Raw genomic sequence first — 16,838 nt, forward strand, 5'->3', positions numbered from 1 at the left:
TCTCGCTACGGAATAATGATATGAGCAAGGTTGTCATAAAATCTGTGCTACCTGGATTTGGTATTACCTTAGGCTTCTCAGTTTTATATTTAAGTTTGCTGTTTCTTATTCCTGTAGCCGGATTAGTTCTGTTTACGCTGCAAATGAGTTGGGCTGACTTTTGGGTCGCAATTAGTCATCCTCAGGTTGTAGCCTCATACAAGCTGTCATTTACGGCGTCTTTTATTGGCGCCAGCATTAATGCCATTTTTGGGACTCTTGTCGCTTGGGTGTTAGTACGTTATCAATTTTTGGGTAAAAAAGTGGTCGATGCTTTAGTCGATCTGCCTTTTGCCTTACCGACGGCTGTCGCAGGTATCGCGCTCGTAACGCTTTATTCGACTACCGGGTGGGTAGGTCAATATTTACATTTATGGGGCATTAAAGTCGCCTACAGTCAAATTGGCGTTGTGATTGCCTTAACTTACATTGGATTGCCCTTTGTCGTACGAACAGTACAACCGGTTTTAGCAGACTTTTCAAAGGAACTTGAAGAAGCCTCTGCATCCCTCGGTGCTAATCGATTAACCACCATAAGAAGAGTGATCCTACCTGCGGTATTACCTGCATTATTAACGGGTTATGCCTTAGCCTTTGCACGTGCTGTGGGCGAATATGGTTCCGTCATTTTTATCTCGGGCAATTTGCCCTATCGCACTGAAATTACTCCGCTACTGATAGTGTCCAAAGCTGAGCAATATGACTATAACGGCGCAGCGGCTATCGGGGTGGTCATGCTCGTAGCAGCTTTCCTCTTATTGTTATTAATTAATAGCCTACAGTGGTGGGCGAGTAAAAGAGGTTAGGTCTATGGGCCAAATATCGACTGTAAATTATCACGCTACCACTGAGGCACCTTGGATTAAGTGGAGTTTAATCGGGATCGCATTAAGCTTTCTCGCACTGTTTCTGGTTTTGCCATTAGCGGTTGTGCTCTACGGCGCCTTCGAAGCAGGTCTCCAGGTCTGGTGGCAAGCCGTGACCGATCCCGATGCGCTCGCTTCCATTCGCCTCACCTTGTTAGTGTTAATTATTGTTGTACCGACCAATGCTATTTTTGGTGTCGCCATTGCTTGGGCTATTGCTAAATTTGAGTTTAGAGGCAAAACCATACTGATCTCGATAATCGATATGCCCTTCGCCATTTCACCCGTCGTGGTCGGGCTGATTTTTGTGATCCTCTTCGGTGCCCAAGGTTGGTTTGGGCCTTGGCTTGCTGCCCATGATTTAAAAGTGATTTTTGCCGTTCCGGGCATAGTCATTGTCATCATGTTCGGCACTTTACCCTTTATTGCCCGTGAACTCATTCCACTGATGCAGCAACAGGGCAAAGATGAAGAAGAGGCCTCACTCACCTTAGGCGCCAGTGGTTTAAAGACCTTTTGGTTCGTCACACTGCCGAACATTAAGTGGGGCTTACTCTACGGCGTGATCCTGTGTAATGCACGCGCTATGGGGGAGTTTGGTGCGGTAGCTGTGGTCTCTGGGCGCATTCGCGGTGAGACCAATACTATGCCGCTACACATAGAAGTGCTTTATAACGAATACATGTTTACGGCCGCGTTTGCCGTGTCATCCCTGCTCACAGGTTTAGCACTGGTCACTATCGTGCTGAAAAGCCTTGTGGAGTGGAAAGATGAGCGCAAACATCAAATTAACTAAACGCAACGTCCTTGGGAACAGAGCATTATGAGTATACACATTCAACAAGTTAATAAGCGTTTTAGTGATTTTGTTGCTGTTGACTCGGTCAATTTAGAGATCAAAACCGGAGAGCTGACGGCCCTTTTAGGTCCATCCGGCTCAGGCAAAACAACTTTACTCAGGATTATTGCCGGACTCGAACAGGCCGACAGTGGCATAGTCAGATTTAATGGCGAAGACATCACCACACAGCATGTGAGTGAACGCGGTGTCGGTTTTGTATTCCAACATTACGCCCTATTTAAACATATGACTGTATTCGAAAATGTCGCCTATGGACTCACAGTCAGAGCACGAAAGACACGTCCGACTAAGGCAGACATTGCAGATAAGGTGCATTCATTACTCAAACTCGTTCAATTAGATTGGACCGCTAATCGTTATCCATCACAACTTTCAGGCGGTCAAAGACAACGTATCGCTCTCGCCCGCGCGCTTGCGGTCGAACCTAAGGTTCTACTGTTAGACGAACCCTTTGGCGCGCTCGATGCAAAAGTTCGGGCCGAATTACGCCGCTGGCTCAGACGCTTACACGATGAAATTAATGTCACTACTGTTTTTGTGACCCATGATCAGGAAGAGGCACTCGAAGTCGCAGACAAAATCGTGGTGATGAATCAAGGTCGTATTGAGCAGCAAGGTACGCCTGAAGAAGTCTATGACAATCCCAGTAATCCTTTCGTGTATGAGTTTCTTGGTAATGTGAACCTCTTTCATGCCCGGGTAAAACAAGGGCATAGCACTATAGGCAATATCAACATTTCCTCACCAGAGCACACAATTAGCGAAGAGCAACAAGGCTTGGCCTATGTACGCCCACACGAAATCGAGGTACTGACACAACCAACTGAAAACGCCCTTAAAGTCAGTTTAGACTTAGTGACCATAGTTGGCCCTGCAGTGAGATTAGAAGTTCTAACTGAGCTAGATAACCAATTGATCCATGTTGAATTATCTAAAGTGCAATTTAAACAGCTTGGCATAAACAAAGGTGATAGCGCTTGGATCCAGCCACGCTATACCAAAGTCTTTTTAGGCGAAGGCATTTAACGATTAATACTTGGATGCGATTGAAAAGTTGGGCACTAAATTAGGTGCAGCACCACCAGTTAGTGACCTAGGTACAATTGAGCGCTTCTGCTGTTTATTGGTGAGTACTTCTACTGCTTTAAACTGCTCAGTCTGCTGCTAGTTTTGACCAAATAGATCATTCTTATAAAGTAGAGAGATGGATTCTTTATAGGTTTTGATACTAACTTTAAATTATTTTCTAAAAATATTAATCCGAAATCAATTAATTAGAGTAAAAAGACTAACAAGGTTTGTCCCAAAACTGCCTAGCATTTCTTTAAACCTACAGGGTATACCGATGCTAAACAGGTGAGCCTTGGTGATTAGCGAGGCGAGCGTTCGCTATTTGACATACCATTGATTGCCATAAGCCATACCAACGAAAACTCCCTAAGTTATTAATAACTCGGTTGTATTCCCCATATACAAAACGTAAATACACCACTTCAATGCAAATCACAGACACAAAAAAGCCCGCAACTGATTAAGATTGCAGGCTTTATTGTTTATGAATTTGGTCGGTATGAGAGGATTCGAACCTCCGACCCCTGACACCCCATGACAGTGCGCTACCGGGCTGCGCTACATACCGAAAATGTCGTGCTTAAATAAATTATCTTAGATAAGCTTAAGCACTTGTTACTTAAGATGCTATTGAGTGGGGTTCACCTTAAGTGAGCCAGACTTTAGCAATTGCCTCGCCTCTGTGCAAGTGCTTAGTGAGATGAGTTTGATCAACTGCTTAGTTTCTGGTCTGTGTGGCGAATTTTTGCCAGAAACCATATAGCCTATAGCAGGTAAAACCATGATGAATGCCAGACTGTGAGCTAAGACCAAACTTAAGCCACCTGTTCAATATCAAATTAAGAAACTTCTGCTAAGCTAGATATAATTTATAGTTTCAGTGCAATCGATTGCTTTTTAAGCATAATTTTGACTAAAGGGACTTATCTTTGCGTGTATCAGCTCTGAATATTGCCCATCTAAAGTTAGCCACCTTTCTCGGCCTACTGGGTTTAGTGCTCAACATCTACCCTATTCCACTTTTTGCCAACGTCCAGCTTATTTTAGGCAACGTGGCGGTGGTGATTGTGGCCATCTTACTCGGGCCTTGGTATGCCCTGTTTACAGCCCTATTTACGGCAACGGGTTTGATGTTGGCTTGGTCCAGTGCCCACGTGTATCTGGTGTTTTTGCTTGAGGCGCTGTGGTTAGGGTTTGCGCGGCGCAGAGACTTCCCCATACTCTACGCCAGCATTTGTTATTGGCTGTTATTAGGCTTGCCATTAATGGGCTTATACCTGTGGCTCATCACGGGGATGCCGACTTACCACATTCCCTTTACCACGGTAAAACAAGCTTTTAATGGCATTTTCTACACTACCTTAGGTGAGCTTTGTGTGGTGGCACTCCCCAGTTTGTGGCACTTAAAAGATAAGCTGGTAAACCATACTCGCCGAACCATGAGTGCGCAGCTTAGCTATCTGTTTATTTTGATTACCACCATCAGCTTACTGACCTCATCCCTCGTGTTTAATCATTATTTTATGGATAAACAACAGGTGTTGATTAATCAAAACCTCAATGACACAGGGATCTCCCTTGGCCACGCCACCGAAACTTATATCAGCACTAACACCCGTACTATTGCCAGCATAGGTAAATTTATCAGCGTATCGGGTTTGCCATTCGAACAATGGCAACTCGTCCTCGATAGTGTTCAAGGGTTAACCCCCAGTTTTACGACTATGTTTATCGCCAATGAAGATGGCGACATAGTGGCGGGCAGCCCGCTTGAGAAACTTAACCAAGTTAAGCTGTTACCACAAAAAGTGAATGTGCTGGATAGGGATTACTTTATCCAAGCTTTTATTCACCATAACACCTTTGTCTCACCGGTATTTATTGGCCGTGGGCTCGGCAAGGACATCATCATCGCCATCAGTGCCCCCATATTTAAAGAAGAGTCTAAAACTGCGATTGGCATTGTTGAGGGCAGTCTCGATTTAAGTTACTTCTCCAATATTGATAAGCAAAATCAACACCATGAGACGCAATCCATTATCTTATTGGATGAGAAGAAAAATATTGTTTACGCCTCGGAAAGACTCGGTCTACAACCCTTAACCCCTTTCAACTATGTCACGGGCAGCACTGAGTATCGCACGCGATTACAGCTGATGAATATCAATCAGGAGGATACCGAAACGCCTGAATATATTTACGCCCACCATAAACTCAAAAATGGTTGGTATTTGTATGTGGTTGAGCCGTTTATCCCTCTGCTTACCTTAGCCCAAGAGCAATATACTAAGACCATAGTGCTACTGTTACTCAGTATGGTCGGCGCCATTATTATCGCCAAAGCAATCAGCCGTTTAACGACTACTCCCCTCGCCTTACTGGCGCAACATTTTAGCCAAAAGAAAGACGGCAGTATCAATGAGGAAAAGTTTGAACACGAGCTACTCGATAACAGTACGCCAAAGGAAATCTATAGCCTGTACGAGAGCTTAGAAGCCAATCAGCAAGCGCTGCTTAGCCATCAACTCGAGTTAGAAGATAAAGTGGCACAGCGCACTATGGATTTGGAAATCGCTAACCGCAAACTCAAAGATATGGCAGAGCGGGATTCCCTCACCAATTTGTACAATCGACGTTATACCGAGAAGCAATTCCTGAAAATTCAAGACTTGTGTGAACGGGGCCAAGATGCCATTGCCGTAGTATTACTCGACCTTGACTTCTTTAAAAAAGTGAATGACACCTACGGCCATCTGGCGGGTGATGAGTGCCTACGGGTCATGGCAGAAGTGTTAACGAGTCACTTTAAGCGTGATGTCGATTTGCTCTGCCGTTACGGTGGTGAAGAGTTTGTCTTGATATTACCTATGTGTAATACCTTGAAAGTTGAGCAACATCTTAATGCCTTCCGCGAAAAACTCGCCAGCGTGGTCATTACGAACCCAGCCGATCATGTCACTTTTAGTGTCACCGTCAGCATAGGCGCCATCATTGCCGATGCCGCTTACAGCTCAACGCTTGAAGTTTGGTTAAAACAGGCGGATGAGAACCTGTATAAGGCTAAGGAACAAGGGCGCAACTGCGTGGTTTGCACCCTAGTCACAGTTTAATCGGGCATATGCGCGGCGCGATATTGGTCAATTCGCGTCAGCATATAGGGGAAAAACGGATTCCATTTTTGGCGTAACATTTCCGCGGCAGGCACGCTATACACTCCACGCTCGCCACGGGATGAGGCAGCGCCAATTTGGATCCGGTGTAATTTCTCATTGGTTTTAATGCCGTATAATCCATCATCTTCATTAAAGGGTAAGGCCACATGGGACAGAGAATACACCCCCGCAGGCCAATGCAAAGATAAGCTTTGCAGCGCTGGCACACTATTATCTTGAGGCATAATGCCAAACTCTCGCGCTTGAACCTGAGTCGTCTCGCTATCCTGATTTTCAATCAAGGTGCCACGGTAATGGATAGTATCGGAGGATGCTGGTAATAACGCGAGCAGCGGATCATTTGCCATCAATTTACTGTTGATCACGGTACGGTTCATATCAAACAACACTAACTCATGGCCTTTCTCGGGTAGCACTTGGTAAAGCAGGTTCACTACCGCGGCACTTGAAACCGTCGCATCGGCGACAGATTGAAAGGTTAATATGTCAGGAATATGTTCACGTTGTGCAGGCGTTAGCCCACTCAATAGACTTTGATTACGCAGCGCTAATTGATAAACCACATCGCCTGCGTTTACCGCAAAAGAGGTGTATTTAAAGGGATCGTATTCCATCTGAATACTGTTCCACTGCAATTTATCTAAATCGAGTAAACGGCCAATCCAACTCTGCCAACGGGCCGCCGCTGCAATCGGTGCAAGCCCAATGGCGGGCGACATAAAAATCATCCCCGCATAATCGGGATCTTTTTCCTGATTAATAAGCTCTAACTCGTGGTTAAGCGCTACTGCGGCGCCCGTTGAAAAGCCAATCACAAACAGCGGTTTACCTTTAAGCTCTTGTTTCATATGTGCCGTTGCTAAATTCACCGCGGCGGCTAAGTCCTGCCAGTAGAGGCTCGTCAAACCACTCGGAATGGTGCCATGGCCAGGGAGTCTTAAGCCAAGTACATGGGCTTTACCCTTAAAATGTGCCGCCACATTGGACATGGCATAGGGCGAATCGGACATACCATGGAGCAACAGTACACCAAAGGGCGCATCGGCCTTAGGCCACTCGAAGGTGCGATTCCAGTTATGGGGCCAACGGGCGGGATCCGACAGACTGTTTTTAACGTAGCGATTCACGGGTGAAGCATCCGTCGCCGACACTTTTTTAAGGACTTTATTCTCCACTTCGGCAAATAACTTATCTTCTAAGGCGATGTAATCACTGAATTTGTCTAATTTGGTGTTGTAGCGAAACTCGTTTTTAAGTTCAGTGGTGTGCCAGAGGGAGAGATCGGGTCTGGCATTGAGAAAATGTATGCCTGTCACCAACAGGGCGACGGCAATCCCCAAACAGGCATAAAATGCCGCGAAAAATAAATGCTTGGTTGAGCCTATGATGATGGCTTTCATTCTCGTCCCTTGGATCCCATAAAATGCGCAATCAGATTATAAGGTTAGATAAAAAAAAACCTCAACTTTCATATTTAAGATTTGATCTCGCGACAATTTAGTTTCAGCCGTATTCCTAAGTTAGGGTAAGATCCGCCCCACTTTGACTCCCATATTCGACTCTTATGCACATTGGCCCAGCCACAGCGACCTATGCGTTTTATCTCCCCAATCCCCCACTCATGCCTGAAGATTGGCATTGGGAGCAAGATAACGCGATAGCAGAACTCATTGCCTTAAATGGCAATCACTGGCGTAAGATCTTCACAATTATGGCAAAAATTTGCGCTCCCAGTGAGGATTGGCGCGATTATCGCGACAACTTATTACTCAAACAGCAGCAAATGCTGCTGATAGGTGCCAATGCCCTCTCGCCACATGCCAATATCCATATTGTCTGTGGGCAAGCTGCCGCCACGGCATTGGGGATTGCAGCCGAGAGCCATATCGCTACTGACGCGTTGCAAACAACCAAACAGCAATTAATGCAAGACTCACAGGCTAAACTGCAAGACGTCACGGCAGTGCTCCAGTCGCAGTCTCGACACTTAAGCTGTGTACTGCTCACGCCTTATTTAGACTATCGCCAATACTCAAACGCTTTGATTGCCCTGACGCGTAACCATCTCCAAGCGAAACAAAGCTAAAGAATAGGACTCAGCTTGATCCAAATAGGCTCAATTCAATTTGGCGAGATAGCATTAATTTCGCACATAAAAAAAAGCACCCCATTAGGGTGCTTTTCGTTAATGTTCAAACGATAACCGTCTTAATTAATCGTAAATAGTGGGGATAGGTTGACGCTTATGCTGCGTGGCCTTGTAGATATTGATAAGTTTTTCTTCAACATCCTTGCCGACTTCTTTCCCTTCAAGGAAATCATCGATTTGCTCGTAGGTCAGTCCAAGCGCGACTTCATCTTCCAGTAGCGGTTGATTGTCTTCCAAATCCGCGGTTGGCGCTTTATAGACTAATGACTCTGGCGCGCCCAAATATGCCGCCACCTGGCGCACTTGGCGTTTGTTGAGGCCAAATAAAGGCGCAAGATCGCAGGCGCCATCGCCCCATTTGGTATAAAAACCAGTGATATTCTCAGCGCTATGATCGGTTCCCACCACAAGCCCGCCCACTAAACCGGCTAACTCATACTGGGCAATCATGCGCATGCGCGCTTTCACGTTACCTTTAATAAAATCGACTTTAGCCGCGTCCGGTGAATGCAATCCCGCTTCGACAAAGGCAGTTAAAGTCGCCTGATGCACGCCATCAACTCCTTGGTGCACATTAATAGTGACTAATTTGGTCGGCTGAATAAACTGGCAAGCTTGCTGAGCTTCATGCTCATCTTTTTGAATTTGATAGGGTAAGCGCACCGCAATAAATTGATAACCGCTGTCAGGATGCTCGCTATTGAGGCTATCAACGGCCAACTGGCATAAACGCCCCGCTGTGGAAGAATCCACACCTCCGCTGATCCCAAGGACCAAGGCTTTGCTGCGGGCAGCTTGCAGTTTAGATTTAATAAACGCCACACGGCGCTGCACTTCGAACTCAGGATCGATGGTCTTGAGTACCTTCATTTCTGTTAAGATCTGCGCTTTCACCGAAAATTCCACCTTAATATTCGCTGTTATTGGGAGCAGTGATTGGGCTAACGTTATCATTTATTCGGGTCTGCCTGTAGCAAAAATTAACATCCACAGGGTTAATTGTTGAGAAAACGTCATTGGCTCAAGTTTTCGTCTATCCCCAAAAACAACAAGGGCAATAACGGTTTGCCGCCATTGCCCTTATTTACTCAAGCCAGTACTGACTTATCTTTCCCAGTAAGATTCTTCTAAGCTGTCTTCACGCTCAGGTAAACCGCGGGAGAGACGCGGACTATGCTGCGCCAACACCTCGTAAGCCACGCGGTTTGCGTACTTACAAATTTGCGAGAATGACGAATAACACAGACCATCACGCTTGTGCTTGCTTGAGCCTGGCACATTGGTCTTGTGGAAGGTATTGGCCGCCAAGTCATGCAACAACGCCGACAACGCGCCATCACCAGCACCATTAGTGTTGCCGATTTTCTCTGGGCCGCCCATGTAAGGCGAAATATGGGCAAACACTTTAATCGGGTTTTCGCAGTCACGCTTCAGCTTCGGACGCGAGAACTCATAACGGTTAAATTCGGGGATAGCACCGGGCAGCAGTGTATGGCTGGTTTCACGCTTTTCGGCATCATCGGTATAACCTGCAGTATAAAGCCCGATGGGGCCTGCGGTGGTTAACACCATATCACACCACTCGAGGGCTTTTTCACTGGCAAGCAGCGGATCGCGAAATCCGGTTAAGGCCTCACCTTCATCTTCGTTCATCGCCAAAATGGTCACATGCTCTTGGATAAAGTTTTGCCACCAAACGGGATCTTCTTCGATTAAGAAGCGTGTGCCTAAGGTCAATACCACGGGGACTTCGGCCGCTTTAGCGTATTCAATTGCGCACATGGCCGCATCGGTGATCCTGTCGCCGCCGCTGGCGCGCATTAAATAGGCTGTTAATACCAAGGCAGAGCTGCCCTGCACTACGTCTTTATCAATATATTCAGGAGTTAACTTATCCATCGCCCCTTTGCTGATCGCAAAGGTACGCTCACCACAATCCGAAATCAGGGTAAAACAACGGCCAATAGGACCATCGACGGGTTGCAGGAAGTTAAGGTCAACCTTTGAGGAGGTGTTACAAAGATAACGGTAAGCATAACTGCCGACTTCGATATTTTGGCTCATCACTCCAAATAATACTGAGCGGTCATCGGCCAAAATAGAATAATTGTGCACTGTGTTACCAATAGTGCCGCCCGCAAACTCATCGCTGATTAAATCGTTTTGTTTCAGCTCGGTATACAGGGCGTGCGCTTGCTCATCATTGATAAGCGTCGAATTACCCTTGGGTAAACCATAACGCCCGAGCAACTCATCCTCTACCTTGGCTTCGATATCCACTAAGGTTTGATCGATACCGCTGATATAGGTCGCAAAAGGTTGAGGTTGCTGGGTTAATTGCTCAAGCAGTGGGTCACGGGTTTTGACCGGAAAATAATGTTTCGATTTGCGCTGACCGGGAAACTTCATAGTGGCTCTCTTTTCCTGGCATCCATGCTAATGGGCATTACAACGAGCGTTGGCTCATCGTGTCCTAAAAATAATGAGTCTAGGCTAGAGAGATAAAAAATCCACTCCCGAGCCACAAAGGGCGCAGATTCTACCATAAAATCAGCATGAAACTAGGCCGTGTTTCGGTTTCAACAGGAGAAATTTACCGTCACTCTGCGCGTATCCATGGTTGAGCTTGTTCTTGCACCAGTTGCCTGAGCAGCTCGATATGGAGCTCATCATCATTTAAACAGGGAATAAAGTGATAGGCCTCGCCGCCCGCATGCAGGAAAGTCTCTTTACCGCCAATCGAAATCTCTTCTAAGGTTTCAAGGCAATCGGTGGCAAAGGCTGGGCAAATCACATCGACACTTTTTACGCCTTGACGGGGTAAATCGGCCAGCAGCTCATCGGCATAGGGGGTTAACCACTCTTCTTTACCGAAGCGGGATTGGAAACACACCTGCCATTGTCCTTCGGTTAACTCCAGCGCCTGCGCCAGTAACTTGGCCGTCGCGCGGCACTGCTCAGGATAGGGATCGCCTTCAGTGGCATACCGCAGCGGAATACCGTGGAAGGATAGAATTAACTTGTCGGCCTGCCCATGGGTTTTCCAATGGCGTTTCACCGAATGCGCTAAGGCCGCGATATAGGCTTCATGGTCAAAATACTGTTTGCTAAAACGCAGCTCAGGAATGTCACGCACTTGGGTAAAATACTGCGCCACCGCATCGAACACACTGGCGACGGTTGAGCAGGAATACTGCGGATACAGCGGCAGCACCACGATACGTTCGGCGCCTTGGGCCTTGAGTTTGGCAAAGCCGCTCTCAATCGAAGGATTGCCATAGCTCATGCCCAGTTCCACCGGAATGGTTTGATTAAAGGTCGCGCTCAGATCCGTGGCTAATTTTTGTGCCTGCTGCTCGCTTATCACCATTAGCGGCGAGCCCTGCTCCGTCCACACGCTCTGATAAAGTTTGGCCACCTTGGCGGGTCGGGTGTTAAGGATTATCCCCTGCAAAATCGGCTGCCACAGCCAAGGGGACAAATCGACGACCCGAGGATCACTTAAAAACTGTTTGAGGAATCGCTTAACCGCTTTGGGAGTGGGTTCATCGGGCGTGCCGAGATTGACCAATAACACGCCAAACGCAGGAGAGGGAGAAGTCAATGTGTTACCTTTTATCAGCCAAATACCTCGGCAGGCTAACATTCGATCGCCAATAAAAAAAGCCTGCAATCGCAGGCTTTTTCCTAATATGAGAACTTGTTCTCGAATTTAGCGAATGATGCTTATTTCAGCACGCTGGCTAACTGTTCACTCACTGCCGCTACCGACTGAGTACCATCGAATTTGTGGTATTGAGTGTTACCCGCCGCAGCCACTTTGCCATAGTATTCAACCAATGGCTTAGTTTGCTCGTGGTAAATGCCTAAACGTTTGCGCACTGTGGCTTCTTCGTCATCTGGACGAATTGCTAAGTCTTCGCCAGTCACATCGTCCTTGCCTTCCACTTTAGGTGGATTGAATACCACGTGGTAAACACGGCCAGAACCTGGGTGAACGCGACGACCGCTCATGCGCTTAACGATTTCTTCGTCTGGCACATCGATTTCGATCACGTGATCAATGCTGATACCGTTTGCCGCCATCGCATCCGCTTGTGGGATAGTGCGTGGGAAACCGTCCAACAGGAAACCTTTAACACAGTCGTCCTGTGCGATACGCTCTTTAACCAGTCCAATGATCAGATCATCAGAAACCAGTTGGCCTGCATCCATCACTTTCTTCGCTTCTAAACCCAGCGGAGTACCGGCTTTAACGGCAGCACGTAACATGTCGCCAGTAGAAATTTGTGGGATACCATACTGTTCCATAATGAACTGGGCCTGGGTACCTTTACCGGCACCTGGGGCGCCCAATAGGATAATGCGCATCTCAAGAGTCCTCTTTTTCGCATTGATATTCTTCTTAGGGCGGCGATCTTCGCACATCTGGCCGCCATTGAGAAGGCTTTTAGCTTCGACTTTAGCCTCAGAAACCGTAAATAAATCGCAGTTTTGCGGCCAATTTAATCTTTAATAAAGCAAGGTATAGAGCTTACGGCGGTACTGATTCGCCAGACTATTGCCTTGCCCAAGTGCCGTTAAAATTTCCATAAAGACTTGTTTTACCTTGCCATTTTCAGCAGTTAAATCCTTAGATAACACACTGTATAAATGCGCGAGCGCTTCTTCGTCTCGGTGGGCCGAATGCAGGGCCTTACAAAGTTCGAGTAATAACACTAAATCCTGCGGATTATGCTCGAACTTCTGCTGCAAATCACGAATTTCTGGCGTGTCCGCCGCATCCAAGGCAAGGGTTAATTTTGCCTTTAAGCTTTGGTAATAACCGTCTTGGTCGGCAAGACCAATCTGTTCGAGTAAAGTTTGCGCTTGGGCGAGTTCACCCTGCATCAAATACACATCGGCGAGCACCAAACTCACCTCAGCCGCCTGATGTGAGGCGCTATAGGCGTCTTTCAGTAACACAGCCGCAGTAGTTAAATCCTCCGCCGATACTTGGGTTAAGGCTAACAGGGCTTTGGCTTGCTCAAGCTGCAATTGCCATAAGGGTGGCAAGTGTTTCTCCAGCATAGCGCTCACCTGCGCCGCCTCCTGCATGCCCGCAAAGCCATCGATTGGCTGGCCCTTATCCAGTACTAAGGTAGTCGGCAGTGCTTGAATGCGGAAATAGTTCGCGATTTCCAGCTCAGTTTCGCAGTTCACTTTCGCCAGCACAAAACGGCCAGCATGCTGCGCGGCAAGTTGCTCGAGTGTTTGCACCATGGCAACACTCTGCGGCTGTGGCTGGGCCCAAAACACCATCACCACCAGTTGCTGCATCGAAGCATCAACCACTTGCTGAATATTGTCTTTCGTTAGATCGAGGATATTGTCCATGGTTTTCCTTACTCCCAAACTGGCACTTCTACTAGGAAATGCCCGAGGGTAATGCGACTCTTGGTGCCTAAAAGTGAATCGGGGCACTTGTGTCTCGACTCAAGTGCCCCGAATGTGTTACTTCAGACTTGCCAATAACATTTGGTTCATCAGCTTAATAAAGGCCGATGGGTCCGCTAGGCTGCCCTTCTCCGACAATTGCGCCTGTTGCAATAACAGATTCGACCAATCGGCAAAGGCGGCTTCATCTTGAAGATCGTTTAAGCGCGACACTAATGGATGCGCAGGGTTTACTTCAAACGTCGGCTTGACCTCTGGCACTGGCTGACCAGCAGCCTGCATCAGTTTGATCATTTGCGTTGACATTTCACCTTCACCCGTCACCACACAGGCTGGGGTATCGGTTAAGCGCGAGGTGACTTTCACATCGGCCACGCTTGCACCTAATGCCGCTTTGATGCGCTCAATCAGTGGTGCAGACTCTTCGGCGAGTTTCTCCTGCGCTTCCTTCTCAGCCACATCTTCCAGCTCACCTAATTCCAGCTCGCCACGGGTGACTGAGTGCAATTGTTTTTCTTTGTACTCAGTTAAGTGGTTGATTAACCACTCATCGATACGTTCTGACATCAACAACACTTCGATGCCTTTCTTACGCAGCAGTTCTAAGTGTGGGCTGTTGGCCGCGGCTTCGTGGCTGTCGGCAACGATATAGTAAATCTTGGTTTGGCCTTCCTTCATGCGGCTAATGTAATCATCGAGTGACACAGTCGGTGCCGCGCTGCCCGTATGGGTAGACGCAAAACGCAACAAGCCTGCAATACGTTCACGGTTTGCAAAGTCTTCCGCTGGACCTTCCTTCAACACTTGGCCAAATTCGGCCCAGAATTGTTGGTATTTTTCCGCATCGTCTTTTGCCAGTTTTTCCAACATGCCCAGCACGCGCTTAGTAATACCAGTGCGCATCGCTTTGGTGATGTGGTTGTCCTGTAAAATCTCGCGTGACACGTTCAGCGGCAGATCGTTTGAGTCAATCAACCCCAGCACAAAGCGCAGGTAAGATGGCATAAACTGCTCGGCGTCATCCATAATAAACACGCGCTGAACAAAGAGTTTCAGGCCATGCTTACGGTCGCGGTTCCACAAATCCCATGGCGCTTTTGAAGGAATATACAACAGGTTAGTGTATTCCTGTTTACCTTCAACGCGGTTATGGCTCCACAGCAGTGCGTCTGTGTAGTCGTGGGAAATGTGCTTATAAAATTCTTGGTACTCTTCGTCACTGATCTCAGACTTATTGCGCATCCACAGCGCAGTCGCCTTGTTCATGACCTTCCAGTAACCTTCGGCTGCGGGAATTTTCTCACCATCTGGGCCATCGCGCTCAGGGGTGCCTTCCTGCCACATTTCAACCGGTACAGAAATATGGTCTGAGTACTTAGTGATGATGGAGCGCAGGCGCCACTCATCGGCAAACTCTTTCTCTTCATCACGCAGGTGCAGGGTAATCTCGGTACCACGGCTCGCCTTAGTAATGGTATCGACGGTGAAACTGCCCTCACCTTCCGACTCCCACAATACGGCTTCATTGGCCTTATGACCTGCCGCACGGGTGCGTACAGTGACTTTTTTCGCTACGATAAAGGCAGAATAGAAGCCCACACCGAATTGGCCGATTAATTGCGAATCTTTTGAGGCTTCGCCTGAGAGGTTTTTAAAGAATTCAGCGGTGCCCGATTTGGCGATCGTGCCTAAATGCTCAATCACGCCATCGCGAGTCATACCTACGCCGTTGTCTTCGATGGTCACAGTGCCTTTTTCTTTGTCTGCGCTGATGCGTACACGTAGCTCACCGTCACCTTCGTATAGCGCGTCGTTGGTCAACGCAAGGTAACGCAGCTTATCGGCCGCATCCGCAGCATTGGAGACCAGTTCACGCAAGAAAATTTCTTTGTTGGAATACAAAGAATGGATCATCAAATGCAACAGCTGTTTGACTTCAGTTTGAAAACCATGAGTTTCTTGTTGTGACATGAAATTTTCCTTATTTGTTACGCAATTTGGTTAAAGCAAACGCTTAGTGATTAATAAAATGGGGCTGTAAATCCACTTTTCAAGGGGGGAGATAAAATCACAGATCAAATGGCGAAAAATAAGGCAATCTGGGGCAAAAACACGGCCTATGGCCCAGATATTTGGGGAGTCAGCCGTAAATGAGGAATGCTAACGCGATAAATAAGAACACTAAGACCATCTGCTCAATACTCTTTATTCAAATAATCCTGCGCCCATAAAATAAAAACCCGCAAGCACTGGGCTGGCGGGTTTTCTCTTGAGGCGATCACTCGCTACAGCGGGATACGCCCATTGAAGGACAGCGCTAAGGTGGTGCTGTCGACATATTCCAGCTCGCCACCTACGGGAACGCCGTGGGCGATACGGCTGATCACCACCTTATGGCGCCGTGCCATATCGGCAATAAAGTGGGCGGTGGCCTCACCTTCTACCGTGGGATTGGTCGCAAGGATCAGCTCGGCAACATCGCCCGAGGCTAAGTGACGCTCTAATAGCGCCAAGCCTAACTCCTCAGGTCCCACCCCATCGAGTGGTGATAAATGGCCCAGCAATACAAAGTAGCGACCGGTAAAATGTCCACCCGCTTCAATGGCTAACACATCGGCCGGCGTTTCGACCACACAAATCGTCGACGAGGAACCGCGTTTATAGCTAGCACAAATCGGACAGAGGCTTTCTTCAGTGTAGGTTCGGCAAGACTGACAATGACCGATATCGCTCATGGCACTCGACAGTGCAGAGGCTAATTTAAGCCCAGCTTTTCTATCGCGCTCAAGCAATTGAAACGCCATACGTTGAGCCGATTTCGGCCCAACCCCTGGCAAACAGCGCAGGGACTGAATTAACTCGTCAAGCAGGGGACTAAATTTCATTGTCTATCTCAATTAAAATGGCATTTTCATGCCTGGTGGTAATTGCATACCGCCAGTCACTTCGGCCATTTTGGCTTTCTGGTTTTCTTCGATACGACGCGCGGCATCGTTACAGGCTGCGGCAATCAAATCTTCCAGCATCTCTTTATCGTCTTCCATCAAGCTTGGATCGATTTCGACTTTACGTACTGTGTGTGAGCCTGTCATGGTCACTTTAACCAAGCCAGCACCTGATTCACCGACCATTTCCATGCGGGCAATTTCTTCCTGCATTTTTGCCATTCTTTCTTGCATCATCTGGGCTTGTTTCATCAGATTGCCCATACCGCCTTTTCCAAACATAGTCATTTCTCTTCT

At 47.5% G+C, this 16,838-nt stretch carries 14 protein-coding genes and 1 tRNA gene; 5 read left to right on the forward strand and 10 right to left on the reverse strand.

All coding sequences use genetic code 11. The features are described 5' to 3' along the window. Window positions 1-20: 20 nt before the first annotated feature. From cysT to M0415_RS06605, 3 genes are read left to right on the forward strand one after another with little or no spacing between them, the layout of a single operon-like run. Complete coding sequence (gene cysT / locus M0415_RS06595) at window positions 21-845, forward strand: sulfate ABC transporter permease subunit CysT (protein WP_249554854.1); 825 nt, start codon at window positions 21-23, stop codon at window positions 843-845. Window positions 846-849: 4 nt separating this feature from the next. Continuing rightward, complete coding sequence (gene cysW, locus M0415_RS06600) at window positions 850-1,701, forward strand: sulfate ABC transporter permease subunit CysW (protein WP_249554852.1); 852 nt, start codon at window positions 850-852, stop codon at window positions 1,699-1,701. A gap of 27 nt (window positions 1,702-1,728) precedes the next feature. After that, on the forward strand, window positions 1,729-2,793 hold the full coding sequence (locus tag M0415_RS06605) for a sulfate/molybdate ABC transporter ATP-binding protein (RefSeq protein WP_249554850.1): 1,065 nt from the start codon (window positions 1,729-1,731) through the stop codon (window positions 2,791-2,793). Between the two features lie 536 nt (window positions 2,794-3,329). Here the strand turns inward: M0415_RS06605 and M0415_RS06610 are convergent. Next, window positions 3,330-3,406: transfer RNA gene (locus M0415_RS06610), tRNA-Pro, on the reverse strand. 361 nt (window positions 3,407-3,767) lie between these two features. Here M0415_RS06610 and M0415_RS06615 point away from each other — a divergent pair. Further along, window positions 3,768-5,948: a sensor domain-containing diguanylate cyclase gene (locus tag M0415_RS06615; protein ID WP_249554848.1), complete on the forward strand. Its 2,181-nt coding sequence runs from the start codon at window positions 3,768-3,770 to the stop codon at window positions 5,946-5,948. On the opposite strand, the gene M0415_RS06620 is transcribed toward M0415_RS06615, so the two are convergent. After that, the gene (locus M0415_RS06620) at window positions 5,945-7,411 is read right to left on the reverse strand and encodes an alpha/beta hydrolase (protein WP_249554846.1); all 1,467 of its coding nucleotides are present in this window, start codon (window positions 7,409-7,411) and stop codon (window positions 5,945-5,947) included. The two genes, M0415_RS06615 and M0415_RS06620, sit on opposite strands and share 4 nt — an antisense overlap. Window positions 7,412-7,575: 164 nt before the next feature. On the opposite strand from M0415_RS06620, the gene M0415_RS06625 reads away from it, so the two are divergent. Next, window positions 7,576-8,097 (forward strand): DUF6942 family protein, encoded by a 522-nt coding sequence (locus M0415_RS06625; RefSeq protein ID WP_249554844.1) that lies wholly within the window; start codon window positions 7,576-7,578, stop codon window positions 8,095-8,097. Window positions 8,098-8,223: 126 nt separating this feature from the next. Here the strand turns inward: M0415_RS06625 and nadE are convergent, their stop codons facing one another. The 8 genes from nadE to M0415_RS06665 all read right to left on the reverse strand — a co-directional run bounded on the left by nadE (window position 8,224) and on the right by M0415_RS06665 (window position 16,823). After that, window positions 8,224-9,054: an NAD(+) synthase gene (nadE, locus tag M0415_RS06630; protein WP_249554842.1), complete on the reverse strand. Its 831-nt coding sequence runs from the start codon at window positions 9,052-9,054 to the stop codon at window positions 8,224-8,226. A 210-nt stretch (window positions 9,055-9,264) separates the two neighbouring features. Then, window positions 9,265-10,569, reverse strand: coding sequence for an inosine/guanosine kinase (locus M0415_RS06635; RefSeq protein ID WP_249554840.1), 1,305 nt, complete (start codon window positions 10,567-10,569; stop codon window positions 9,265-9,267). A gap of 190 nt (window positions 10,570-10,759) precedes the next feature. Further along, complete coding sequence (gene hemH / locus M0415_RS06640) at window positions 10,760-11,806, reverse strand: ferrochelatase (protein ID WP_023265733.1); 1,047 nt, start codon at window positions 11,804-11,806, stop codon at window positions 10,760-10,762. An 80-nt stretch (window positions 11,807-11,886) separates the two neighbouring features. Next, complete coding sequence (gene adk / locus M0415_RS06645) at window positions 11,887-12,531, reverse strand: adenylate kinase (RefSeq protein WP_220058159.1); 645 nt, start codon at window positions 12,529-12,531, stop codon at window positions 11,887-11,889. Between the two features lie 141 nt (window positions 12,532-12,672). Beyond that, complete coding sequence (locus M0415_RS06650; protein ID WP_208659072.1) at window positions 12,673-13,536, reverse strand: tetratricopeptide repeat protein; 864 nt, start codon at window positions 13,534-13,536, stop codon at window positions 12,673-12,675. A gap of 117 nt (window positions 13,537-13,653) precedes the next feature. Then, the gene (gene htpG, locus M0415_RS06655) at window positions 13,654-15,567 is read right to left on the reverse strand and encodes a molecular chaperone HtpG (protein ID WP_249554838.1); all 1,914 of its coding nucleotides are present in this window, start codon (window positions 15,565-15,567) and stop codon (window positions 13,654-13,656) included. Between the two features lie 314 nt (window positions 15,568-15,881). Further along, window positions 15,882-16,481, reverse strand: coding sequence for a recombination mediator RecR (gene recR, locus M0415_RS06660; protein WP_249554836.1), 600 nt, complete (start codon window positions 16,479-16,481; stop codon window positions 15,882-15,884). Window positions 16,482-16,493: 12 nt separating this feature from the next. Next, window positions 16,494-16,823: a YbaB/EbfC family nucleoid-associated protein gene (locus M0415_RS06665; RefSeq protein WP_047540411.1), complete on the reverse strand. Its 330-nt coding sequence runs from the start codon at window positions 16,821-16,823 to the stop codon at window positions 16,494-16,496. Window positions 16,824-16,838 lie beyond the last annotated feature (15 nt).

The organism is Shewanella sp. 10B, assembly GCF_023475885.1.
Lineage (GTDB): Bacteria > Pseudomonadota > Gammaproteobacteria > Enterobacterales > Shewanellaceae > Shewanella > Shewanella mangrovisoli.